The organism is Stutzerimonas nitrititolerans, assembly GCF_003696285.1.
Classification (GTDB): domain Bacteria; phylum Pseudomonadota; class Gammaproteobacteria; order Pseudomonadales; family Pseudomonadaceae; genus Stutzerimonas; species Stutzerimonas nitrititolerans.
On sequence record NZ_RFFL01000003.1, the window covers coordinates 54,154 to 75,496 of the forward strand.

21 protein-coding genes and 3 tRNA genes are annotated in these 21,343 nt (G+C 63.1%); 10 read left to right on the forward strand and 14 right to left on the reverse strand.

What is annotated here, in order from left to right; translation table 11 throughout:
• Nucleotide 1 precedes the first annotated feature (1 nt).
• Genes EA795_RS04240 through EA795_RS04250 form a run of 3 tightly spaced genes read left to right on the forward strand, consistent with a single transcriptional unit; the run spans nt 2 to nt 2,867 of the window.
• Nucleotides 2-802 (forward strand): carbohydrate ABC transporter permease, encoded by an 801-nt coding sequence (locus tag EA795_RS04240; protein WP_014853044.1) that lies wholly within the window; start codon nt 2-4, stop codon nt 800-802.
• 9 nt (nt 803-811) lie between these two features.
• Entirely contained in the window at nt 812-1,084 is a 273-nt protein-coding gene (locus EA795_RS04245; protein ID WP_058076788.1) for a DUF2160 domain-containing protein, read from the forward strand.
• A gap of 40 nt (nt 1,085-1,124) precedes the next feature.
• Entirely contained in the window at nt 1,125-2,867 is a 1,743-nt protein-coding gene (locus EA795_RS04250) for an ABC transporter substrate-binding protein (protein WP_058074843.1), read from the forward strand.
• A 45-nt stretch (nt 2,868-2,912) separates the two neighbouring features.
• On the opposite strand, the gene folD is transcribed toward EA795_RS04250, so the two are convergent.
• Entirely contained in the window at nt 2,913-3,767 is an 855-nt protein-coding gene (gene folD, locus EA795_RS04255; RefSeq protein WP_014853041.1) for a bifunctional methylenetetrahydrofolate dehydrogenase/methenyltetrahydrofolate cyclohydrolase FolD, read from the reverse strand.
• Nucleotides 3,768-4,034: 267 nt separating this feature from the next.
• On the opposite strand from folD, the gene EA795_RS04260 reads away from it, so the two are divergent.
• The 4 genes from EA795_RS04260 to EA795_RS04275 all read left to right on the forward strand — a co-directional run bounded on the left by EA795_RS04260 (nt 4,035) and on the right by EA795_RS04275 (nt 5,771).
• Nucleotides 4,035-4,111 (forward strand) — tRNA-Arg (locus tag EA795_RS04260).
• A 34-nt stretch (nt 4,112-4,145) separates the two neighbouring features.
• Nucleotides 4,146-4,221 (forward strand) — tRNA-His (locus EA795_RS04265).
• A 47-nt stretch (nt 4,222-4,268) separates the two neighbouring features.
• Nucleotides 4,269-4,353: transfer RNA gene (locus EA795_RS04270), tRNA-Leu, on the forward strand.
• Between the two features lie 170 nt (nt 4,354-4,523).
• A complete protein-coding gene (locus EA795_RS04275; RefSeq protein ID WP_122075737.1) occupies nt 4,524-5,771 on the forward strand; it encodes a tyrosine-type recombinase/integrase in 1,248 nt (415 codons plus the stop codon).
• On the opposite strand, the gene EA795_RS21605 is transcribed toward EA795_RS04275, so the two are convergent.
• Nucleotides 5,722-5,934, reverse strand: coding sequence for a helix-turn-helix transcriptional regulator (locus EA795_RS21605; RefSeq protein WP_080586037.1), 213 nt, complete (start codon nt 5,932-5,934; stop codon nt 5,722-5,724). The two genes, EA795_RS04275 and EA795_RS21605, sit on opposite strands and share 50 nt — an antisense overlap.
• A gap of 436 nt (nt 5,935-6,370) precedes the next feature.
• Here EA795_RS21605 and EA795_RS04285 point away from each other — a divergent pair, with 436 nt between their 5' ends.
• Nucleotides 6,371-6,610, forward strand: a complete 240-nt coding sequence (locus tag EA795_RS04285; RefSeq protein WP_014853039.1) for a type II toxin-antitoxin system RelB/DinJ family antitoxin — start codon at nt 6,371-6,373, stop codon at nt 6,608-6,610.
• Entirely contained in the window at nt 6,600-6,887 is a 288-nt protein-coding gene (locus tag EA795_RS04290) for a type II toxin-antitoxin system RelE family toxin (protein ID WP_122075739.1), read from the forward strand. Before EA795_RS04285 ends, EA795_RS04290 begins: the two co-directional genes overlap by 11 nt.
• A 117-nt stretch (nt 6,888-7,004) precedes the next feature.
• Here the strand turns inward: EA795_RS04290 and EA795_RS04295 are convergent, their stop codons facing one another.
• From EA795_RS04295 to EA795_RS04350, 12 genes are read right to left on the reverse strand one after another with little or no spacing between them, the layout of a single operon-like run.
• On the reverse strand, nt 7,005-8,261 hold the full coding sequence (locus tag EA795_RS04295; protein WP_432813938.1) for a TraB/TrbI/VirB10 family type IV secretion system protein: 1,257 nt from the start codon (nt 8,259-8,261) through the stop codon (nt 7,005-7,007).
• Between the two features lie 2 nt (nt 8,262-8,263).
• Entirely contained in the window at nt 8,264-9,247 is a 984-nt protein-coding gene (trbG, locus tag EA795_RS04300) for a P-type conjugative transfer protein TrbG (RefSeq protein ID WP_122075743.1), read from the reverse strand.
• Entirely contained in the window at nt 9,244-9,951 is a 708-nt protein-coding gene (trbF, locus tag EA795_RS04305; RefSeq protein WP_122075745.1) for a conjugal transfer protein TrbF, read from the reverse strand. Before trbF ends, trbG begins: the two co-directional genes overlap by 4 nt.
• A gap of 11 nt (nt 9,952-9,962) precedes the next feature.
• Entirely contained in the window at nt 9,963-11,132 is a 1,170-nt protein-coding gene (gene trbL / locus EA795_RS04310) for a P-type conjugative transfer protein TrbL (protein ID WP_122075747.1), read from the reverse strand.
• Complete coding sequence (locus EA795_RS04315) at nt 11,129-11,341, reverse strand: hypothetical protein (RefSeq protein WP_122075749.1); 213 nt, start codon at nt 11,339-11,341, stop codon at nt 11,129-11,131. The genes trbL and EA795_RS04315 overlap by 4 nt, the downstream gene beginning before the upstream one ends.
• Nucleotides 11,338-12,072 (reverse strand): P-type conjugative transfer protein TrbJ, encoded by a 735-nt coding sequence (gene trbJ, locus EA795_RS04320; protein WP_122075751.1) that lies wholly within the window; start codon nt 12,070-12,072, stop codon nt 11,338-11,340. The genes EA795_RS04315 and trbJ overlap by 4 nt, the downstream gene beginning before the upstream one ends.
• Nucleotides 12,069-14,495, reverse strand: a complete 2,427-nt coding sequence (gene trbE / locus EA795_RS04325) for a conjugal transfer protein TrbE (protein WP_122075753.1) — start codon at nt 14,493-14,495, stop codon at nt 12,069-12,071. The genes trbJ and trbE overlap by 4 nt, the downstream gene beginning before the upstream one ends.
• Before the next feature lie 10 nt (nt 14,496-14,505).
• Nucleotides 14,506-14,778, reverse strand: a complete 273-nt coding sequence (locus EA795_RS04330; RefSeq protein ID WP_014853030.1) for a VirB3 family type IV secretion system protein — start codon at nt 14,776-14,778, stop codon at nt 14,506-14,508.
• Nucleotides 14,775-15,110: a TrbC/VirB2 family type IV secretion system protein gene (locus tag EA795_RS04335; RefSeq protein WP_122075755.1), complete on the reverse strand. Its 336-nt coding sequence runs from the start codon at nt 15,108-15,110 to the stop codon at nt 14,775-14,777. Before EA795_RS04335 ends, EA795_RS04330 begins: the two co-directional genes overlap by 4 nt.
• On the reverse strand, nt 15,107-16,108 hold the full coding sequence (trbB, locus tag EA795_RS04340; RefSeq protein ID WP_205891466.1) for a P-type conjugative transfer ATPase TrbB: 1,002 nt from the start codon (nt 16,106-16,108) through the stop codon (nt 15,107-15,109). Before trbB ends, EA795_RS04335 begins: the two co-directional genes overlap by 4 nt.
• A complete protein-coding gene (locus EA795_RS04345; protein WP_122075757.1) occupies nt 16,105-16,557 on the reverse strand; it encodes a CopG family transcriptional regulator in 453 nt (150 codons plus the stop codon). Before EA795_RS04345 ends, trbB begins: the two co-directional genes overlap by 4 nt.
• Entirely contained in the window at nt 16,554-18,545 is a 1,992-nt protein-coding gene (locus EA795_RS04350; protein WP_122075759.1) for a conjugal transfer protein TraG, read from the reverse strand. Before EA795_RS04350 ends, EA795_RS04345 begins: the two co-directional genes overlap by 4 nt.
• 585 nt (nt 18,546-19,130) lie before the next feature.
• Between EA795_RS04350 and EA795_RS04355 the strand changes: the two genes are divergently transcribed.
• The gene (locus EA795_RS04355) at nt 19,131-21,296 is read left to right on the forward strand and encodes a hypothetical protein (protein WP_122075761.1); all 2,166 of its coding nucleotides are present in this window, start codon (nt 19,131-19,133) and stop codon (nt 21,294-21,296) included.
• Nucleotides 21,297-21,343: the final 47 nt, after the last annotated feature.

Here is a 21,343-nt window from a genome sequence, read left to right on the forward strand (position 1 = left end):
GATGAAACTTCGCAAGCTCGTGGTGCTGGTGATCTACGTGCTGTTCCTGATGGTGCCGATCTACTGGTTGCTGAACATGTCGTTCAAGAGCAACACGGAGATCCTGGGCGGCCTGACGTTCTGGCCCCGCGATTTCACCCTGGACAACTACCGGGTGATCTTCACCGACCGCAGCTGGTACAGCGGTTACATCAACTCGCTGTACTACGTGTGCCTGAACACGGTGATCTCGCTGAGCGTGGCGTTGCCGGCAGCCTATGCCTTCTCGCGGTTCCGCTTTCTCGGCGACAAGCACCTGTTCTTCTGGCTGCTGACCAACCGCATGGCGCCGCCGGCGGTGTTCCTGCTGCCGTTCTTTCAGCTGTATTCGTCCATCGGCCTGTTCGATACGCACATCGCGGTGGCGCTGGCGCACTGCCTGTTCAACGTGCCGCTGGCGGTGTGGATCCTCGAAGGCTTCATGTCCGGCGTGCCGAAGGAAATCGACGAGACGGCCTATATCGACGGCTACAGCTTTCCTCGATTCTTCGTGAAGATCTTCGTGCCGTTGATCGGTTCCGGCATCGGTGTCACCGCCTTTTTCTGCTTCATGTTTTCCTGGGTCGAGCTGCTGCTGGCGCGGACCCTGACCTCGGTGGATGCCAAGCCCATCGTTTCCGTCATGACGCGAACCGTCTCCGCATCGGGCATCGACTGGGGCGTGCTCGCCGCGGCGGGTGTGCTGACCATCCTGCCGGGCATGCTGGTGATCTGGTTCGTGCGTAACCATGTGGCCAAGGGCTTCGCGCTGGGCCGAGTGTAGGAGTCGATCATGAACTGGATGGCCTGGACCCTTCCTACAGCGGTGTTCTTCGGCGTCATCGCAGCCTTGCTGGCGGCGATGACCGTATGGGAGTTACGCCGGCCCTGCGTGCCGCGCCGTGGCTTTCTCCCTCTGGTCACCACACGAGGTGACCGTTTGTTCATCGGACTTCTGGGCAGCGCCTATTGGCACCTCATGGTGATAGGGCTGACCGACTGGAGCATCTGGATAGCGTTCGCGCTATCGCTTGTGTGGTTGTGTGCAGTGATGCGCTGGGGATGACCGTTGGCCATCCCTCCCGATAATTCGAAGGAGGCAGCTCATGTTCGAAAACAACAACAAAACCCGACATGGCATGGCACTGACGGCCTTGCTGACGTTGTCCGGACTGGCGGGTACGGCCTGGGCCGATGCCTATGAAGACGCCGCGAAGAAATGGCTGGAATCGGAGTTCAGCCCCTCGACGCTGACGCCCGAGCAGCAAATGGAGGAGCTCAAGTGGTTCATCAAGGCGGCCGAGCCCTTCCGCGGCATGGAAATCAACGTGGCGTCGGAAACCATCACCACCCATGAATACGAAGCCAAGACACTGGCTCGCGCTTTCAGCGAGATCACCGGCATTCGCCTGCGGCACGATCTGATGCAGGAAGGCGACGTGGTCGAGAAGCTGCAGACGCAGATGCAGTCCGGCAAGAACATCTACGATGGTTACATCAACGACTCCGACCTGATCGGCACCCATTTCCGCTACGGCAAGGCGGTCGCCATCAGCGACATGATCGAGAACGAGGCCAAGGATTACACCTTGCCCACGCTGGATATCGATGACTTCATCGGCATCTCCTTCACCACCGGGCCGGACGGCAAGATTTATCAACTGCCGGTGCAGCAGTTCGCCAACCTCTACTGGTTTCGCGCCGACTGGTTCGAGCGCCCGGAACTGAAGAAGCAGTTCCAGGATATCTATGGCTACGAGCTGGGGGTGCCGGTCAACTGGTCGGCTTATGAAGACATCGCCGAATTCTTCAGCAAGCACGTCAAGGAAATCGACGGCCAGCGCGTGTATGGCCACATGGATTACGGCAAGAAGGATCCGTCCCTCGGCTGGCGCTTCACCGATGCCTGGTTCTCCATGGCCGGCGCCGGCGACAAGGGCCTCCCCAATGGCTTGCCGGTGGATGAGTGGGGTATTCGGGTGGAGGACTGCCATCCGGTCGGCTCCAGTGTCACCCGTGGTGGTGCGACCAACGGCCCTGCCGCGGTCTTCGCGACGCAGAAATACGTCGACTGGATGCGCGAATACGCTCCGCGGGAAGCCCAGGGCATGACCTTTTCCGAATCCGGCCCGGTTCCGGCCCAGGGCCACATCGCCCAGCAGATCTTCTGGTACACCGCCTTTACCGCGGACATGACCAAGCCGGGCCTGGCGGTCGTCAACGAGGACGGCACGCCGAAGTGGCGCATGGCGCCGTCACCCAAGGGGCCGTATTGGGAGGAGGGTATGAAGCTGGGCTACCAGGATGCCGGGGCCTGGACCTTCCTAGTGTCGACGCCCGAGAAACGCCGCCTCGCCGCCTGGTTGTACGCGCAATTTACGGTATCGAAGACCGTATCGCTGAAGAAGACCCTGGTGGGCCTGACCCCGATTCGCGAGTCGGATATCGAGTCCGACGCCATGACCGAAGCGGCGCCGAAGCTGGGCGGTCTGGTGGAGTTCTACCGCAGTCCGGCGCGTACCCAATGGACGCCGACCGGCACCAACGTGCCCGACTATCCGCGCCTGGCACAGCTCTGGTGGCAGTACATCGCCGAAGCGGCCAGTGGCGACAAGACACCCCAGGAGGCGCTCGACGGGCTGGCGCAAGCCCAGGACACCATGATGGCGCGGCTGGAGCGGGGCAAGGTACAGCCCAAGTGCGGCCCCAAGCTCAACGAACCGCGCGATGCCGAGTACTGGCTGAGCCAGCCCGGCGCACCGAAACCGAAATTGGAGAACGAGAAGCCGCAAGGGCAGACGGTCAGCTACGACGAGCTGATCAAATCCTGGGAACAGGAACGCAACTAAGGTAGATAGCAGAACGGCACCCGAAGGTGCCGTTCTGCTGATGCGTCACGCGTGCAGGTGCTCTGCCGCATGCAGGGTGTTTTCCAGCAGGCAGGCCCGGGTCATCGGACCAACGCCGCCGGGAACCGGAGTGATCCAGCCGGCTCGCTGTGCAGCCGGTTCGAACTCGACGTCGCCAACCAGCTTCCCATCGGCCTGACGGCTGATACCGACGTCGATGACGATGGCGCCTTCCTTGATCCATTCGCCCTTCACCAGCCCCACGATGCCGGTGGCGACCACCACCAGGTCGGCACGCTTGACGTGCTCGGCCAGATCATGGGTGAAGCGGTGGGTCACAGTGGTGGTGCAGCCCGCCAACAGCAACTCCAGCGCCATCGGCCGACCGACGATATTCGATGCACCGACGACCACCGCATTGAGTCCATGCAGATCGACGCCGGTGCTTTCCAGCAGCGCCATGATGCCCTTGGGCGTGCAGGGGCGCAGCAGCGGCATGCGCTGGGCGAGACGACCGATGTTGTAGGGATGGAAGCCGTCGACGTCCTTGTCCGGACGGATGCGCTCGAGCAACAGCGAGGCGTCCAGATGCTTGGGCAGCGGCAACTGAACCAGGATGCCGTCGATGGTGGGGTCGTCGTTGAGCTGATCGATCAGCGCCAACAACTCTTCCTGGCTGGTTTCGGCGGGAAGATCGTGGGCCTTCGAATGAAACCCGACTTCCTCGCAGTCCTTGCGCTTGTGCGCCACATAAACCTGGGACGCCGGGTCCATGCCCACCAGAATCACTGCCAGGCCCGGAATCCTCAGCCCTTGATTGCAGCGCTCGGCAACCCGCGCGGCAATCTGCTGGCGAATGTTGGCTGCGATCGTTTTACCGTCGATCAGTTTTGCGGTCATGACGCTTGGTTAACCATCGGAAAGGATTTAAAAAGGAGCGGCATTCTCGCACGTCGAGGCGATGCGGCAAAGGCAGGGCGGTGCGGCGCCTGTAACTCCTTTATCTAACTGAAATTTTTTGCGTTTTGATGTTGACGACCCAGGGCGGCCTCTATAACATGCGCCCCGCTTGTCGAGCACAGCCTGCTGCTGGGTAAGACGGCTTTTGAAGAGGTTGTTCAATTGCCGGAGCTTGAAGTCTGCGCTCTGAATGGAATGCAGCTAAAAGCGCCCGTAGCTCAGTTGGATAGAGCATCCGCCTTCTAAGCGGATGGTCGCAGGTTCGAATCCTGCCGGGTGCGCCATTCATTTGGTCTCTGGCACAAGCAATGCAATATGGTGGGCGTAGCTCAGTTGGTAGAGCACAGGATTGTGGCTCCTGCGGTCGTGGGTTCGAGCCCCATCGTCCACCCCATATTCCGAAGCGCCAGGCACTGCCTGGCGTTTTCGTTTGAAGCGTTTGCGGACGTGGTGAAATTGGTAGACACACCAGATTTAGGTTCTGGCGCCGCAAGGTGTGAGAGTTCGAGTCTCTCCGTCCGCACCATTACATGATTTCGAGACCTCTCTGGTGCACTCGAATATCCCTGAAAGCCCCGTAATAGGGGCTTTTTTGTGCCTGGAGTTTCTCGCTGGAACTCGTTAAAGCTTGTGCCAGCGCGAATCCTTAGGTACATAAATGTGTACATCACGAGTTCGAGCTTGGGAGATGTACACATGCCTCTCACGGATACGGCTATTCGACAAGCCAGGCCAAGGGAAAAGGCATACACGCTGGCGGACTCCGACGGGTTGGCGTTATTCATCCATCCGCGTGGCGGTAAGTACTGGCACTTTCGGTACCGGTTGGGCGGGAAAGGCTGCCGCATTTCTCTGGGGACCTATCCCGAAGTTTCCCTCAAAGGCGCGCGCCTTCGTCGAGACGAGGCCAGACAAAAAGTTGCCGCAGGAATTGATCCGAGGAGCTGCCCAGGCACACCACCTGCCATCGTGACCTTTCGACAGGTCGCCAACGAGTGGGACGCCTTTCGTACACCGCGACTGACCCAGGGCCGCAAGGGCTCGGCGGCACAGGCCAGGCGCTATCTGGACAAGGACATCCTTCCGCTGCTTGGCGACATGCCGATTGAGGCGGTTCGCCGCACAGACGTGCTGAAGGTCGTGCAGACGGTCGAAGAGCGGGGTGCGCTGAATGTCGCCGAGAAAATACGAACCTGGCTGCATCAGATATTCCGCTACGCCATGGTTCATGAATACGTGGAGGTCAATCCCGCCACGGACCTGGATATCGTTGCGGCTGAGCAGCCTCCGGTCAAACATAATCCCTGGCTCAGGCTGGGCGAGCTTGGAGAGTTCGTACGCACGCTCAGGGTCTACCATGGCTCGTTGTTGGTGCGGTTGGGGGTGGAGCTGATGTTGCTGACGGGCGTGCGAACCGCCGAGATTCGCCACGCTCGCCATGATCAGTTTGATCTGGATAAGCGCCTGTGGTCGATCCCGGCCAGCGAGGTCAAGCAGCTGCGTAAGTTGGTCAGGCTCAAGGGCAGCGACGTGGCCGACTATCTGGTTCCGCTATCGTCACAAGCCGTCGAAGTGATCCGGGCCATTCAGGTCTTTACCCGCCAGTACGAACTGCTGATTCCCGGTCGTAACGACCCCGCCAAGGTACTGAGCGAGAATACTCTGAATACCGCGATCAGGCGCATGGGGTACGCCAACAGGCTTACCGGCCATGGTATTCGGGCAACGCTGTCTACGGCTTTGTACGAGATGGGTTATCCAAGTCCCTGGGTCGAGGCCCAGATCTCGCACGCCGACGAAAACAAGGTGCGTGATGCGTACAACCACGCGCTGTATGTGGAGCAGCGCCGAGACATGATGCAGGTCTGGGCGGACTACCTCGACTTCCTGGCTGCTACGACGAAACCCTTCGACTCTCGATCCATGCCTCGATATCTGCCATAGGCCAGCGTGAGCATCGCGCCGACAGCTTGATCGGCCGAGGGAATCCCTGCTCGCTCATCCAGCGATACAGAGTAGGTACACTGACACCCACCGTTCTGGACAGGGTTTTCACATCGACCATGGGGTTGGCGACGTTGATAGGCTGAGACTCGCTACGATTCATGGGTGGTCCTCTCAGTAGGGCGTGCTACATGCACGTATCCATGCTGATTGACCTTCCTGGGCACAACAACCAACCTTGGAAGGTCAGGGCGTAGTGTCGCAGTATCCGGATCGAAACCTGGGACCTGGCAGTGTCGTTTGAGCCCGGACCCTACAAGTCGCCTTTACGACGCGCGGCGACAGTTCCTGGAACTCGCCGAGAGGTCGCGATGTGGCAGATATAGACGGGTGCTGTAGGCCTGAAGTTTGGCTTTGGGGCTACAAAAAGGTGGTGCCGACTGTATTTGTGGCCGATGAGCGACAAAAGAAAGCGTCATCAACGCGTTAGCGCTGGCCAGATGCACAGACATAATCAGATTCTTTCATTGCGTCGATGGTTGCTAAGTTTCCACAAAACTGCCAATGTAATGACAAACGTCATTACAGGTGCCTGTGCCATGGCTTCCATCAATATCCGTATCGACGACGAGCTAAAAGTCCGGGCTTACCAAGAGCTGGAAAGGCTCGGCGTCACGCCTTCCGAGCTGATGCGCCAAACCCTCCAGTATGTTGCCGAGCGCGGACAGCTGCCATTTCGTCCGGTGCTGATGACCGAGGAAGACGAAGCGTTGATTGCGACGGTGCGCGAGCGTATTGCAGCTCCCCAGCGCGTGAAGGTAGCGCTGGATGACCTATAGCCTACAGTTTGATGTGCGGGCACTGAAGGAATGGAAAAAGCTGGGTGATACCGTTCGCCAGCAGCTAAAGAAGAAGCTCGCCGAAGTACTGCTGAATCCGCGTATCGAGGCTAACCGTCTCCACTCGCTGCCGGATTGCTACAAGATCAAGTTGCGTAGCAGCGGTTACCGCCTGGTGTACCAGGTAATCGACCATGAGGTGGTGGTGTTCGTGGTAGCGGTTGATCCACGTGAACGTGAGCAGGCATACCGCAAGGCAGCCGAGCGTCTCAAATAACGGCTGGCTCAGTTGTAAGCGCTATCACCCCAGAGGGCAGGGCTCATCAAGTGTGTAGCACTCGTTCCGATTTCCCTCGGCTATGCCCGGGTCTGGCTTGTCCCAGTGACTGAAAGATCAGTGGAAAGGGCGCAACACCAGGTCGCGATTGACGATCACGCGAAGGGGCAGCCCGGGACGCTGCGTGAGCGTTGGCTTGATATCCAGATTGCGTCGGGTCATCTCCTGGCCGACCTGGTTCACCGTATCCTGCAGGCTGTCGCGTCCGGCGATGATGATTCGGTCGCCGTCGCCGCGGTTGGAAGGGGACGCCAGTTCAGCGCCGATACCCAGCAGGCTGGTCATGGCAGCGCCGGCGACGATGCGATCCCAGTGCCAGTCAACCCCATCTTCCAGGCCGGCATGACCGGCCGCATCGCTGCCCGCCAGGTTATCCAGCGCAAATGACGAGGTGTCGGGGAGGATCACCCGCTGCCACACAATCTGCACGCGCCGCTGCCCGTAACTGACCTGGCTGTTGTAGCGCCCCAGCAGACGTGAGCCTTGCGGGATCAACTCATGCTCGCCCGTCGCGCTGTCATAGACAGGTTCGGTCACCGTGGCGATGACATCTCCTGGCAGGTCCGATTGGATTCCGGTCACCAGCGCCGCCGCAATCACGGTGCCGGCCATGACCTGGTAGGGCGATGCGGGCATTTGCACGAATCCGGAAACACTGTTCGGAGTATTTGCGGATTTACTGGGAAACACTTCATTTCCATCTTGCCGCGCTGCGGATGCCGTAGCGTCAGCGAATACGTCGGCATTCGATGCGGACCCGGCGTCCATGGCGCCCGCTTCCCTATGACCTGCCCGATTTTGGCCAGGCTTCGGCGCGTTTGTACTCCCGATGCCAACCGAGCGGAAGAGCACCGGAGACAGCGCGGCGGCCTCGGCTTCCTCGAGCCTGGCCAGGCGTTCGGCCTCGGCGAGGTCGGACCCGGCGAGCGGATCGTGTGGGTTCTGGAGCCGCTGCTCGGTCTTGAGTATGGCGCCGCCCAGGTCGCCGGGCAGCGGCGGGCCCAGCTGGGGCACCTCTGGAGGGGGCGGAGGCACCTGGGAGTAGTCCGACGGTAGTTGCTCCAGCGCTTCGGAGCGCGTGATGCGCTCGATGTTGTACAGCTCGCCTGGCGAGTTGTCCTGGCGGCGCTGGGGCTGCAGTGACCAGAGCAGGGCAGCCAGCACGGCCGTGGCAAGCCCGCCTGCGAGCACGGTCAGCATCCTGGGATTGAGGCGGGTGACTCGCCGAGGGCGGGCCCGCAGCTCGAGCGACTCCGGCGCCACCTTGGGCAGTGGTGTCGAGCCTTCGCTGTTCGGGGTGTCGGCTGTGTTCACGTTCACGGCCTGCGTGCCAGGCCATCGGTGCGTTCGACTCGCACCATGTCGCCACGGTCCGCACCCAGGCGCAGCTCGGCGGCTCCGAAAAGGCGGTCGACGATGTAGTAGGGCGAGCGGAAGCGGTAGTTGACCAGTTGGCCGTCGCCTTCCGGGCCGATCACGAACAGCGGCGGAAGCTCGCCCTGGGCGATACCCGCCGGAAACTGGATGTACACCTTGCGCCCGTCGTCGAAGGCCCGCAGCGGCTTCCAGGCCGGGTTGCCGCCACTGATTGCGTAGCGAAAGCGCAACCGTTCCAGGTTCAGTCCGGTATCGACCGGCGCCGCTGCACTTGCCGAGGCCGCATGCTGCTGCAGGGCCAGCAGGCGATCGTGCGGATAGTCCCAGGACACCGACGCCATCCAGGCCTGCTCGGTCGAAGTCAGCTCGATCAGGTAGGTGCGGCGCGTGGTGGTGATAAGCAGGTTGGTCTGAAGGTCTCGGCGGGTCGGCTTGACCAGCACGCTGGTCTTTGAGGCATCGCCGCTGCCGCTGGACGTGTCGCCGACGATCCAGCGCACGGTATCGCCGGCGGCGACCGCCACCAGCTCCTCGCCGGTCTGCAGGTTGATCGCGGTCACCCGACCGGGACGGGTGTACACCTGGTACAGCGCCCCCTCGGAGTAGGGCCAGACCTGGATCGCATTGATGAAGCCTTCAGGGTCGGGGGCGACGCGGGCGTCGCGGTTCGCACCGGTGACACGGGCGCGCTCGTCGCCGGGCTTGAGTACCGGCCTGCGCGCGGGAACGGGCTTGAGCTGGGCGGGCAGCGCCAGGGGTTGCGGTATCGTCACCACCTCGATGGGCTTGGGGGTTTCGGGCAGACGCTGGGCCGCAATCGGTTCGTCCAGGGCGACCACCGGCGGCGGGGCGCTCCGGCTGGAGCAGCCGCAGAGGACTGCAATCAGAAGCGGGCAGGCGTACAGTTGGGCAATGGTTTTCATGGCTGCCTGGCTCGTTGCGTAGTGTCCAGTTCTCGGCTCCACGACAGGCCGTTGACATACAGGCCCAGCGGGTTGCTGCGAAGCCGTTCCTCGGTGTGCGGCGGCTTCAGCACGATGGAGAGCACTGCTGTCCAGCGCTCGAGGCCGGCACTCGCGCCATTGGTGTAGTGGCGTTCGTCCCAGCGCACCTGGAAGGAACTGTCGCTGGCGCGCACCACACTGCTGACCTCGACCGACACCGACTCCTTGCCGACCCGGGCGAAGGGATCGTCGCGGCGGGCGTACTCGTTGAGCGTCGCGGCACCCCGGTCGGTGGTGTACTGGTAGGCCTGCAGCCAGTTCTGCCGTACCACTACCGGATCGATGGGCAAGGCACGCACCAGGCCGATGAAGCGCGCCAGATGATGGGCGATCTGCGCATCGGTGGGCTGATAGTCGCTGGCGGCTTCGCCCACTGCGCGTACCTGCCCCTGGCTATCGACCTCCACCACGTAGGGCGTCACCAGCGACTGTGCCGATCGCCAGACCAGGCCTGCGGCCATCAGCAGCGCCAGGCCCAGGCAGCCGAACGCCATCAGGCGCCAGTTGCTGGCCTGGACCCGACTGGTACCCAGCCGTTCATCCCAGATCTGGCCGGCGGCCTGGTACGGGGTGGCGGGGGATGGGGTTTGCGAGTAGCGAACCCGGGCGCGTCTGAAACGCATGTGTGTCTCCTTCAAGCGTCGGATGGATCCTGGAGTCGGGGACCGGGGGCGGAGCCACTGCCGTCACCGCCGCGAAGCGCATGGGCGACGGTCGAGGTCGCCTGGGCCAGCTGCTGTCGGCGTTGTAGCTGCCTGGCCCAGGCCGGCTGTGCGGTCGCCGCGTTTGACGTGGCGGCGGCAGACGCACTGCCGGCAGGTGGCGAGCCGGTCGCGATCGCCGCGCCGGGTAGGTCGCCGGCCAGGGAGGTCCGGGCCAGGCCTGTGCCGCGAGACGCCATGCGTCCCCCGGCCAGGGCGGCACCGCCGATGCCGGTGGCCACCGCTGCCGCACCGGCCGCCATGCCGGCCACGCCCAGCGACGTGCCGGCTGCAGCACCGGCACCCAGCTGCGGCGCGCCCGAGACCAGGCCCGAGGCGATGCCGGGCCCGAAGATGCCCAGCCCGAGCATCGCCAGGGCCGCCAGCATCGTGGCCAGGGCATGGTCGATCGTAGGCTCCTCGGGGGCGGCCAGGAATTCCCCGAACAGGCTGCTGCCGATGCCCACGATCACGGCGAGCACCAGGATCTTGATGCCGGACGACACCACGTTGCCGAGGACCTTCTCGGCGAGAAAGGCGGTTCTGTTCCAGAGGGCGAAGGGCACCAGGACGAAGCCGGCCAGGGTGGTGAGCTTGAACTCGATGAGCGTGACGAAGAGCTGGATTGCCAGGATGAAGAAGCTGACGAGCACCACCAGCCAGGCCAGGAACAGCACCACGATGCTGTCCAGGTTGCTGACCGTCTTGGTGATCCCGGTCAGGCTGCCGATGTGCTCGAGCAGCGGGCGACCGGCGTCGATGCCGATTGCGGCGAGCCGACCCGGCTGGAGGAACTGCTCGTGCGTCAGCGATGATCCGGAGGCCAGCAGGCCCAGTCCGGCAAAGGAGCTGAAAATCACCTCGGCGAGCCAGTTGAAGTGGCCAATGATGAAGGCGAAGGCGCCCACGTAGAGCGTCTTCCTGAGCAGCTTGCCGATGACGTCGTCACCCGCCGTTGCCCAGAGCAGGCCCGCCAGCGTCATGTCGATCACCACGAGCGTGGCCGACAGGAAGGCGACCTCGGGACCCAGCAGGCCGAAGCCCGAATCGATGTACAGCGAGAACACTTCCAGGAAGCGATCGATCACCCCGACATCGTTCATCGCTGGGGCTCCTCGAAGCTTGCCGGGACCGGAGGCAGGCTCTGCAGCGTAAGAAATTCACCCGGTCGCGCCTGTCCGGCGAAGAAGCGCTGCTGCGCCGTCGATAGATGGGGCCGTTGGTGGGCGTGCGGTTGCGGCTCGCGCCGCTCGCAGGCGCCCAGGAGCAGGCCCGTAGCCACGACGCCGCCGATGAACAGCCGACGCTTCATGGCCCGAACAGCCTGACAGGGCGTGGCGTGTAGGGCGTGCCGCTGCCCATGAAGCGTCGGCGCTGCTCCCGTGCTTCCCGTTCGTCGGCAACCTGCCGGGCCTGCTCGAGGGCCATGGCCCGGTTCTGCGTGAGTGCCATCTGCTGGGCCTGGATCGCCTGCTTGGCCTGCAGCGCCAGGAGCTGGTTGGTGGCCTGGCTGGCCTGTAGCGCGCCCACGGCCGACTGGCTCTGGGCGACCAGCTCGGTCAGTACGCTCTGGTCCATATCCAGGTTCTGCGCCACTTGGCCCTGCACGCGCAGCGCCGTATGCAGGCCGTGGCGCTGCTGGCTCCAGCGCTCAAGCCTCTGCCGTGCCAGGTGCGCCCCGGTGACGGTCTGGGCGTACTGTTCCGGATACAGCTGGGCGAACTCCCGGTCGAGGCGTGTCACCTCGTACGCCAGTCCCTGCGCCTGGGCGAGCAGCTGCTCGCTGCGGGTGATCGACTGGCTCAGCCGGCTGATGACGTTGTAGTCGAGCGAGGCCAGGTGGCGTGCCTGGTTCAGCAGCATCCGCGTCTCGTTCTGCAGCTGGCTGAGCTGGTTGTTGGTCATCTCCAGCGTGCGCACCGCGGTCAGGCTGTTCTGAATCAGGTTGGTCGGATCGATCACCGTCATGGCTTCGGCGCGACCGAACAGCATCAGGCCGAGCACGAGCAATGTCGGCGCCAGAGCTATGGTGGATCGATTCATGGCTGGCTCGCCTGCACGTGGTGATGCGTCGCGAGCAGCTCGGCGGCCCAGTCCAGTCCCCGGTCCCGCAGCCAGGCGCCGGCGAAGCCGGTGTGACCGTGATCGCCGAGCAGCCGGTCGAGGCGCTGCTGATCGGCGGGGCCGGCCGCCGCCGCGAAGGCCAGTGCGACGGGCCCCAGGTCCAGCTCGAACAGCCGGTTGCCCTGGCGGGACTGAAAGTAGTAATCGCGCTTGGGCGTGGCCTGGGCAATGATCTCGATCTGCCGGGGATTGAGACCGAAGGATCGGTATAGGTCGCCAACTTGCGGCTCCTGCGCCTGGGGGTTGGGGAGCAGGATCCGGGTTGGGCAGCTCTCGATGACGGCGGGTGCGATGCTCGAGGCCTGGATGTCGGCCAGCGACTGGGTGGAGAACACGACCGAGACGTTCTTCTTGCGCAGCGTCTTCAGCCATTGCCGGATGCGCGCCGCAAACTGCGGCTCGTCGAGAAACAGCCAGGCTTCGTCCAGGATCAGCAGCGTCGGCGATCCATCGAAGCGTGCCTCGAAGCGGTGGAACAGGTAGCCGAGCACGGCGGCGACCGCGGTCTTGCTCGGCATCAGTTCCTCCATCTCGAAGCACTGCACGTCCGCTACTCCCAGGCGCTCCTCGTCGGCATCCAGCAGCCGGCCATGGGTGCCGCCCAGCACGTAGGGCTGCAGTGCCTCGCGCAGATAGGTGTCCTGCAGCAGCACCGTGAAGCCCGTCAGGGTGCGCTGCGCCACAGGCGCGCCGGCAAGGCTCTGCAGCGCCGTCCAGATGGCAGTCTTCTGTTCGGGGTCCAGGGTGACGCCCTCGTGTAGCAGGCGCGCCTGAATCCATTCGCTCGCCCAGGTGCGCTGGTCCTCGCGATCGAGCTGCGCCAGAGGCTGGAAGGCGATGGCGCCGTCGCGTCCCAGATCGTGGTGTTCGCCGCCCAGCCCAAGGGTCGTGGCGCGCAACGAGCGACCCATGTCGAAGATCAGCAGGCGGGAGCCGGGATAGCGGCGAAACTGCATGGCCAGGATGGCCAGCAGCACGGATTTGCCCATGCCCGTCGGCCCCGCCACCAGGGTATGGCCGACATCACCGACATGGGTGACCAGTCGAAAGGGCGTGGCGCCCTCGGTGCGGGTGACCATCAGGGGAGGGCCGTCGAGATGGGCATTGCGGGCGGGGCCGGCCCAGACCGCGGAGACGGGCATCAGGTGCGCGAGGTTGAGGGTGGAGAGGATCGGCTGCCGCACGTTCGCGTAGGCGTTGCCCGGAATGGAGGACAGCCAGGCCTCGACCGCGTTGAGCTGTTCGGCGATGGTGACGAGGCCCCGCGCCTGGATGGTCCGCTCCACCAGCCGCCGCTTCTCGTCCGCGCGCCGCACGTCCTCATCCAACACGGTGACGGTGGCGGTCACGTACCCGAAGGCGGCCTGGTCGGCACCCAGCTCCTGCAGGGCCGCATCGGCGTCGGAGGCCTTATTGGCGGCATCGCTGTCGACCAGTGGGCTCTCCTGCTGGAAGATCGTTTCGCGCAGCAGGGCCATCACGCCCTTGCGCTTGGCGAACCACTGGCGGCGCAGCCGCGTCAGTTCGGCCAGCGCCTCGTCCTTGTCCATGCAGATGAAGCGGGTCGACCAGCGATAGGCGATGCCCAGCCGGTTCAGCTCATCGAGTACACCCGGCCAGGTGGCTGCCGGGAAGCCGCGAACCGATATGACGCGCAGCTGCTGGTCGCCCAGCATGGGTGACAGCCCCGTCGTGAGCGCCCGGTCGGCCAGCAGCGCATCCAGATGGAAGGGCACCTGGGGCACCGCTACCGATTGACGGTCGGTCGAGACCGTAGCGTGCAGGTAGGACAGGGTCTGGCCGTCGTCGAGCCAGCCGGCTTCGGGCATCGCGCCTGCGAGCAGGTCTTGGAAGCGATCGGTTTGGGCGATGTAGTCCGAAAGCTGCTGGCGCCAGTCCACGCCGTGTCGGGGTTTGTCCGCATACAGCAGGCCGGCTGCGCGCGCATGAGCCTCCTCCCGGGGCAGGTACACCAGCGTCAGGTGATAGCGGCTCTCGAAGTGGCTGTCGGTGGCCGCGAAGGTGGCGCGGCGCTCCTCGTCGACGAGCCAGGACAGGGGCTCCGGAAACCTGCTTGCCGGATACTGTGTGGCGAGCTGGCGATCGGCCTCGATGTGCAGCATCCATCCCGAACCGAGACGGCGCAACGCGTTGTTAAGACGCGCCGTGGTGGCGACCAGCTCGGCCTCGGTGGCACTGTCCAGGTCGGGACCACGATAGCGCAGGGTGCGCTGGAAGGAACCGTCCTTGTTGAGCACCACCCCTGGCGCAACGAGCCCGGCCCAGGGCAGCCAGTCGGCCAGTCGGGCGGGCTGGGTTCGGTATTCGCGAAGATTCAGCATGGATTGGCCCCTACACGTCCAGCAGCGAGGGGTACTTGATGTGGCGGGCGAACACCTGCATGAACTGCGGATCCAGCCGCGCCCCCCAGACGGCCAGCGCGTGGCCGGCCAGCCACAGCGCGAGGCCCGGCAACCACAACTGCAGGCCCAGCCCGACCACGGCGGCGACGGTCCCGTTGAGGATGGCTACGCTGCGTGGCGCACCGCCCAGCAGGAGGGGTTCGCTGAGCGAGCAGTGCAGGGGCAGTTCGAATCCCGGCAGGTGCGGTTCTGAGTGGCTCATGCGATCACCGCTCCGCCTGCGAAACTGAAGAAGCTGAGGAAGAAGGAGGAGGCGGCGAAGGCGATCGACAGGCCGAACACGATCTGGATGAGCTTGCGAAAGCCGCCGCTGGTGTCGCCGAAGGCAAGCGCCAGACCCGTGGCGATGATGATGATCACCGCAATGATCTTCGCGACCGGTCCCTGCACCGAGTCGAGGATCGACTGCAGCGGACCCTCCCAGGGCATGCCGGAGCCGGCGGCAAGTGCGGGTAGCGTAACGGTCCACGAAAGGGCAAGCCCCGCGGCGCGCAATGACAGGGGTCGGCTCGACGCGGAAGAACGGCGGGTCATGGCTGGACTCCAGGGGTAACGGCGAGGGACGAGGGGGCAGGGGCGACCGGCATCAGTCGGTATCCCTGTGCGTCGTGGCCGACGACCCGGACAATCTGCCGCACGCGCCGCTTGCGGCCACGGCCGGCGAGGAACACGATGAGGTTCACCGTCTCGGCTATCAGCGATCGCGGCGCGGCCAGCGCGACCTCGAGGATCAACTGCTCCAGGCGAAGCAACGCACCCTGGCAGGAGCCGGCATGGATGGTGGCGATGCCGCCGGGGTGCCCAGTCCCCCAGGCCTTGATCAGGTCCAGTGCCTCCGCGCCGCGGACCTCCCCGACGACGATGCGATCGGGCCGCAGGCGCAGGGTGCTGCGCACGAGATCCGCCAGGGTCGCGACGCCGGCATGGGTGCGCAGGCTGACCTGGTCCCGCGCAGCGCATTGCAGTTCGACGGTATCCTCGAGCACGAGCACCCGGTCGCCGGTATCGGCGATTTCGGCGAGCAGTGCATTGGCCAGGGTCGTCTTGCCGCTGCTGGTGCTTCCGGCGACGAGGACGTTCAGGCGGTCATGCACGGCCTGGCGCAGCAACCGGGCCTGCGCTGGCGTGAGGATGCCGTCGCGCTCGTATTGCTCGAGGGTGATCACCCGCCTGGCGCGCTTTCGCAGCGCAAAGGCCGGGGTCACCGATACCGGAGGCAGCACACCCTCGAAGCGTTCGCCGGTTTCCGGAAGCTCGGCGCTCAGCAGGGGCCGCGAGCGATGTACTTCACTCCCGACATGAGCGGCTACCAGGCGGATGATGCGCTCGCCATCGGACGCACTCAGCGTTCCGAGCGGTGCACGCCCCGAGGAAAGCCTGTCGACCCATAGCTGCCCGTCGGGGTTGAGCATGATCTCCAGCACGTCCGGATCATCCAGTGCGCCTGCGATCAGCGGGCCCATGGCCGTGCGCAGCATCCGCGCGCGACGGTCCGGCGCGGTGGCGCGGGAGAGGGCGGGAAGCGCTGTCATTGAGGCGCCTCCCGTTCGGTCCCGTCTGCAGGCGTCGAAGGCTCGACGGACGCCTCCATGCAGACCTCGTCGAGCAGATGACGACCTTTCTGCACCCGTCGCCCCAGCTGCTCGATGAACTGCGAGAAGCGAACCCGGCCCTGGGCCCTGGCGGCTTCCTGGTGGGCCTCGGGAACGGGCGTGCTGACCGTCAGGTAGTAGCGTACGTACAGCGCCACGGTCTCGATCAGGATGTTCTGGTCGCGCTCCAGCCGCTCGAACTGCCGCGACAGCCTGTCCAGGCGCTTGGCCGTGGCGGTGTCACGCTGCTCGCCCGAGGTGGCCGACAGCCAGGAGGCCAATGCGACCGCCACGATCGATGACTTTGAGACCCCTTTCTTGATGGCCAGCTCGTTCAGCCGCCGGGCATGCTCGGGCTCGATGAACAGGTTCAGGCGTGCTCGGCTCATAGGAAAATCCCGTCGTCAGGGTCAAGCGAGGCGAGGCGCGCGGGCTCGGTGCTGCACAGACCATGTGAAACAGGCAGTGGGGCCTCTTCGTCGTCATCCAGCAGGGCGAGGTCGCTGGCAACAGGGCGGGATGAAGGCTGCTCGGCCGGAAGCGGCCACTCGGCCTCAAGGGCGGGACCGCCGTCCGGCGCAGGCTGTTCCGTTCCACCCTCTGGCGAGGGGCAGACGCGGGGGGGCGGCACCATGAGACCGGTCCAGTCGTCGGACCGGGCGGGTGGGGCGTCGCAGTAGCGCCCCGGGACGGGCGATGGGGCGGGAAGCAACCGCTGCGTGAAGTTGGCATCTTCGTAGTAGCGAAGCTTGTCCGCACGAATCGGCGGGTGACCCGAGAGCATCACGATGGCCTGGTCGGCCGGAAGCTGCATGACCTCGCCAGGCGTCAGCAGCGCGCGGGCCGTCTCCTGGCGGGACACCATCAGATGACCCAGCCAGGGCGCCAGGCGGTGGCCGGCATAGTTGCGCTGGGCGCGCAGCTCGGTGGCCGTGCCCAGCGTTTCGGAAATGCGCCTGGCCGTGCGTTCGTCGTTGGTGGCGAAGGTAATGCGCACATGGCAGTTGTCCAGGATCGAGTGGTTCTGGCCGTAGGCCTTGTCGATCTGGTTGAGCGACTGCGAGATGAGGAAGGCGCGCAGGCCGTAGCCGGCCATGAAGGCGAGCGCCGATTCGAAGAAATCCAGCCGACCCAAGGCGGGGAACTCGTCGAGCATCAGCAGCAGCCTGTGCCTGCGCTCGATGCCGTCCGCGCCGTCCAGCGACTCGGTCAGGCGCCGGCCAATCTGGTTCAGGATCAGACGGATCAGCGGCTTGGTACGACTGATATCCGATGGTGGGACCACCAGGTACAGCGAGACCGGGCGGAGCGCCGAAATGAGGTCGGCAATGCGCCAGTCGCAGCGCGATGTCACCTGCGCAACCGTCGGGTCGCGGTACAGCCCCAGAAACGACATGGCGGTGGAGAGCACGCCGGATCGTTCGTTCTCGCTCTTGTTGAGGACCTCGCGCGCTGCCGACGCAACGACCGGGTGCGGTGCGTCACCGAGATGCCGAGTGGTCATCATTCGATGCAGGGTCAGCTCGAAGGTGGAGCCCGGGTCGGACAGGAAGCCGGCCACGCCCCCGAGCGTCTTGTCGCTGCCGGCATACAGCACGTGCAGGATGGCACCGACCAGCAGGGCGTGGCTGGTCTTCTCCCAATGGTTGCGTCGTTCGAGCGCGCCCTCCGGGTCGACCAGAATATCGGCGATATTCTGCACGTCGCGGACTTCGTGGACGCCGCGGCGCACCTCGAGCAGGGGGTTGTAGGCCGCCGAAGCCGGATCGGTCGGGTTGAACAGCAGGCAGTGCGAGAACCGCGAACGCCAGCCGGCGGTCAGGCTCCAGTTCTCGCCCTTGATATCATGAATGACCGCCGAGGCCGGCCAGGAGAGGAGGGTGGGTACCACCAGGCCGACACCCTTGCCGGAACGTGTTGGGGCGAATGCCAGCACGTGCTCGGGGCCGGCGTGCCGCAGGTAGCTCTTTTCGAAGCGGCCGAGGAAAACGCCGGAAGCTGCAGTGAGACCGGCCTTGCGTACTTCCGCAGCGCCGGCCCAGCGGGCCGAGCCATAGGTGGTGACGCAACGGGACTGACGTGCACGCCATAGCGCCATGCTGATCGCGACCAGCACGGCAAGTGCGCTGCCGGACACGGCGATCAGGCCGGCGGTGTCGAAGACCTCCGGTGCGTAGGCACCATAGGCGAACCACCACTCGAACAGGCGCCAGGGATGATAGATCGGCGTGCCGGACAGTTCGAACCAGGCCGCTCCCAGTCGTGGCTGGTAATCGAGTGCAAGGGCCGTCCATTGGGTGGCGGTCCAAACAGCACCGAAAACGATGGCCACGACCACCGTCACCTGTCCGTACAGCACGTTCGTTGCCTGTTTCACCGCGGCACCCGCCCTCGTCTGCGCGGCACGCCAATGTGCCGTGAACGGGAGGGTCGGTAATCATCGGGAAGACATCAAAGACCGTTTGGGCGGGGATTATGTCTGTCGCGTAAAGAAGTGAAATCGGACGCGCCGGGGCCAGTTCCGGCCTGGTCAAGGGTAGATGCTCGAACAGCACAGACCAGTTGGATAATGTGGGTGAAAGACTGCAATCGGGCCAAAAGCGGTCATTAGCTGTCTACATAAGCCGAGGCTATTCACATAGCGCTAATACGTAGTCGTCAGTCGATGTTCAAAACAATGGGCGGCATATCCTTTACGTGGCTTACCGCCTGCCGGTCAGGAGAAAAATAGCTAGGGCTGTATCCAGTGATGCGAGCTGGCGTCCTTTGGATCAATGCTTGACTAAAGATACGAGCCCATCTATTTTCGCAGAACGCGCTACTACAGTCGGCTACCGAGCTTGATGCTCACGGGCTAATCACCCATCCGCTCCCCTCTGCTGCACGGGAGGTTTCAACTGCAGGCCAGAACCCAATCTGGTGCGTACCCCATGAAACCTAATCCTGATATTGGGAGAAAACCATGTGCAGAATTGATGCCGAATTCGGCAAGTACGACCTTGACGAAAAAGCCGACCCCTCCGAGCGTTTTATCCAAGCCCTTGACGAATATGAAGTCGTCGGGCAACTCCGCTCATTGCTAACTAACCACTTCGCCACCACCTGGCAGCACGTATTCAGCTCCGCTAACAGACTGGAAGAAGCGTTAGACCTTGCTCGAAGCCAAGCGACGACGGAGGGCCAAGCCGCTGCCGTAATCTCATCCGGCCCGCTGGCAGAGCGCCTGCGCGCGCAGCTACTATTCGTTCTCATACATAAAGATGTCACTGGACGCACCTTAGAAACGCTCGATTTTGCCAAAGACGTAGCCCAAACCGTCTTTCCGCACTCCCCTTACAAGCTGTTTAAAAAGCTCAAACCCGACTCACAGTACGGTTGGTTCATAACCGCGCTGTACGGAAACGAGTACTTTCTCCACAGCGCAGTATTCGATGACCCAGCGCTTATTGCAGAAGGTGAGTGGGAAAGGGTGCGGGTGCTCTGGTCGTGCTTGCCCGCGTGGTCACACGACGAGCAGCAAATCCCGACTGAGTTGGCATCAATTTTCAGCCCTGATGCCAAAGCTCTGATTTCAGTTGCGTCAACACAGCGGCATGCTGGCCCGCCAACACCTGCAGCACACCAATGGCTTCAGCGGGTCAGGTTTCTAGAGGCTTGGGTTAAATCCGATGCTGCTGCCGGCAGACTCCGTAACCCGCACGAAAGCGTTTTTCAAAAGCTATATATTGAGGGGGAATCACTACGGTCTGACCTAGAGGCGCTACGTTCAGGCGACAGCGATGAAAAGGACCTGTACAACTCTGCCACAAATTGGCTCATAAACTTGGAACTGCAGCTAAAGGAAACCCTAGCGGTCCACATGGATCTCTCCAATGCTGATGAAAGCCAAGTTACTGACTGGGCTTCACAGCTTGATAAATGCGTCCAGGTGCGCACCTATCAAAATCCAGATCCGCAGGCGTGGGATGCCGCCGAGGAAAAAGCTGTTAGCAGCATACTCTCGCGGCTTACTCCCGAGAAAACCGAGGCATGGATTCAGGGCTCAGTCCACAGCGATGTAACAGCAACACTACAACGCAGACTGGACTCGTTCCCAACGCTATCTGATCAGAGCAGCAGAAAGTGGTGGGCATCGGACTATTCGGCCATATGGAAAGCCAAGTTAGAAGCCGAGATCCATGCCTTGGGCGTTAAAGATGCATTGGCCGTTCTATCCTGCAGGCTTTTCCGGCTGCCCAGTGAAGCAGTATCTCGAGAACTTCACCCTTGGTGGGATAGCCTGCTCGAAAAGTTGATTCACGACCCCGAGTTTCCACTGGCTCTAACCCCGCAATGGACTGTCCATGCTATTGGTAGATTGAGTGACGAGGTCGTGCTGCCTTACATCGACAAGAGCCTCGGACTGTTGCGCAGCCGACTGTCGAATGCGGCAGAGCCTGATCTGAACAACCAACTCGATGCACTGTTGAGCAGGCTATCGCACCTAGACCCGCGGAAAGCACTTCGACATCGCCTGATGCTCATGCGCTCGTCGTACGTGCCGTTCGCCGACGAGTCACTATCACGCTTCAGCTCGCTTCACAGCGACAAGGCTGTCAGTTGGTACAGCCCACTGAGTGAGCTAGCTAGGAACTTTCACGCAAAAAAAGTCAACGGAACGCCTTATGTTGATCGGCAGGAATGTGAAGCAGCTGAGCTGGAGATCTACCGGTCATTCGCCCTTGATCTTATCGATTTTTGCCTTAGCCGCCTGCGCCTGCGCAAAGGCGAAAAGAAGCCCGAAGATGAACGGTACGCCGATAGCCAGGTGACCGAGCAATCGGCTATCTGGCGTCAAGGATATTTGAAGGCGCTGCTGGAAGTCGGCCTTGACCCTAACGGTAAGGCGCATAAAACCCTCTTTTTTACCCGGCAGTTCGACCCTGATGAGAGCGTCCGCGATGTCGCGAAAGAGGCTTATCGCGCCGTGCGCCGGGAAACCAACAGTAGAAAAAGCGTTCAGGACTTCAAGCGTGGGCTGATCGCCGCTGAATGGTGGCTACTAATGAGTCAGCGGCGCGCACTCGATCTTCCCATAGACCCAGAGGGAGCCCTCAAGACACGGCGCAATATGATGCGTAATCCGTAACCACCCGCAACAAGAAAAGTCACGGTGTACTGGAGCCTGATGCTCCT

Coding starts and splice junctions, on each gene's coding strand:
- EA795_RS04240 (WP_014853044.1), top strand. CDS start 2: ATGAAACTTCGCAAGCTCGTGGTGCTGGTGATCTACGTGCTGTTCCTG.
- EA795_RS04245 (WP_058076788.1), top strand. CDS start 812: ATGAACTGGATGGCCTGGACCCTTCCTACAGCGGTGTTCTTCGGCGTC.
- EA795_RS04250 (WP_058074843.1), top strand. CDS start 1,125: ATGTTCGAAAACAACAACAAAACCCGACATGGCATGGCACTGACGGCC.
- folD (WP_014853041.1), bottom strand. CDS start 3,767: ATGACCGCAAAACTGATCGACGGTAAAACGATCGCAGCCAACATTCGC.
- EA795_RS04275 (WP_122075737.1), top strand. CDS start 4,524: ATGCCTCTCACGGATACGGCTATTCGACAAGCCAGGCCAAGGGAAAAG.
- EA795_RS21605 (WP_080586037.1), bottom strand. CDS start 5,934: ATGAATCGTAGCGAGTCTCAGCCTATCAACGTCGCCAACCCCATGGTC.
- EA795_RS04285 (WP_014853039.1), top strand. CDS start 6,371: ATGGCTTCCATCAATATCCGTATCGACGACGAGCTAAAAGTCCGGGCT.
- EA795_RS04290 (WP_122075739.1), top strand. CDS start 6,600: ATGACCTATAGCCTACAGTTTGATGTGCGGGCACTGAAGGAATGGAAA.
- trbG (WP_122075743.1), bottom strand. CDS start 9,247: ATGAAAACCATTGCCCAACTGTACGCCTGCCCGCTTCTGATTGCAGTC.
- trbF (WP_122075745.1), bottom strand. CDS start 9,951: ATGCGTTTCAGACGCGCCCGGGTTCGCTACTCGCAAACCCCATCCCCC.
- trbL (WP_122075747.1), bottom strand. CDS start 11,132: ATGAACGATGTCGGGGTGATCGATCGCTTCCTGGAAGTGTTCTCGCTG.
- EA795_RS04315 (WP_122075749.1), bottom strand. CDS start 11,341: ATGAAGCGTCGGCTGTTCATCGGCGGCGTCGTGGCTACGGGCCTGCTC.
- trbJ (WP_122075751.1), bottom strand. CDS start 12,072: ATGAATCGATCCACCATAGCTCTGGCGCCGACATTGCTCGTGCTCGGC.
- trbE (WP_122075753.1), bottom strand. CDS start 14,495: ATGCTGAATCTTCGCGAATACCGAACCCAGCCCGCCCGACTGGCCGAC.
- EA795_RS04330 (WP_014853030.1), bottom strand. CDS start 14,778: ATGAGCCACTCAGAACCGCACCTGCCGGGATTCGAACTGCCCCTGCAC.
- EA795_RS04335 (WP_122075755.1), bottom strand. CDS start 15,110: ATGACCCGCCGTTCTTCCGCGTCGAGCCGACCCCTGTCATTGCGCGCC.
- trbB (WP_205891466.1), bottom strand. CDS start 16,108: ATGACAGCGCTTCCCGCCCTCTCCCGCGCCACCGCGCCGGACCGTCGC.
- EA795_RS04345 (WP_122075757.1), bottom strand. CDS start 16,557: ATGAGCCGAGCACGCCTGAACCTGTTCATCGAGCCCGAGCATGCCCGG.
- EA795_RS04355 (WP_122075761.1), top strand. CDS start 19,131: ATGTGCAGAATTGATGCCGAATTCGGCAAGTACGACCTTGACGAAAAA.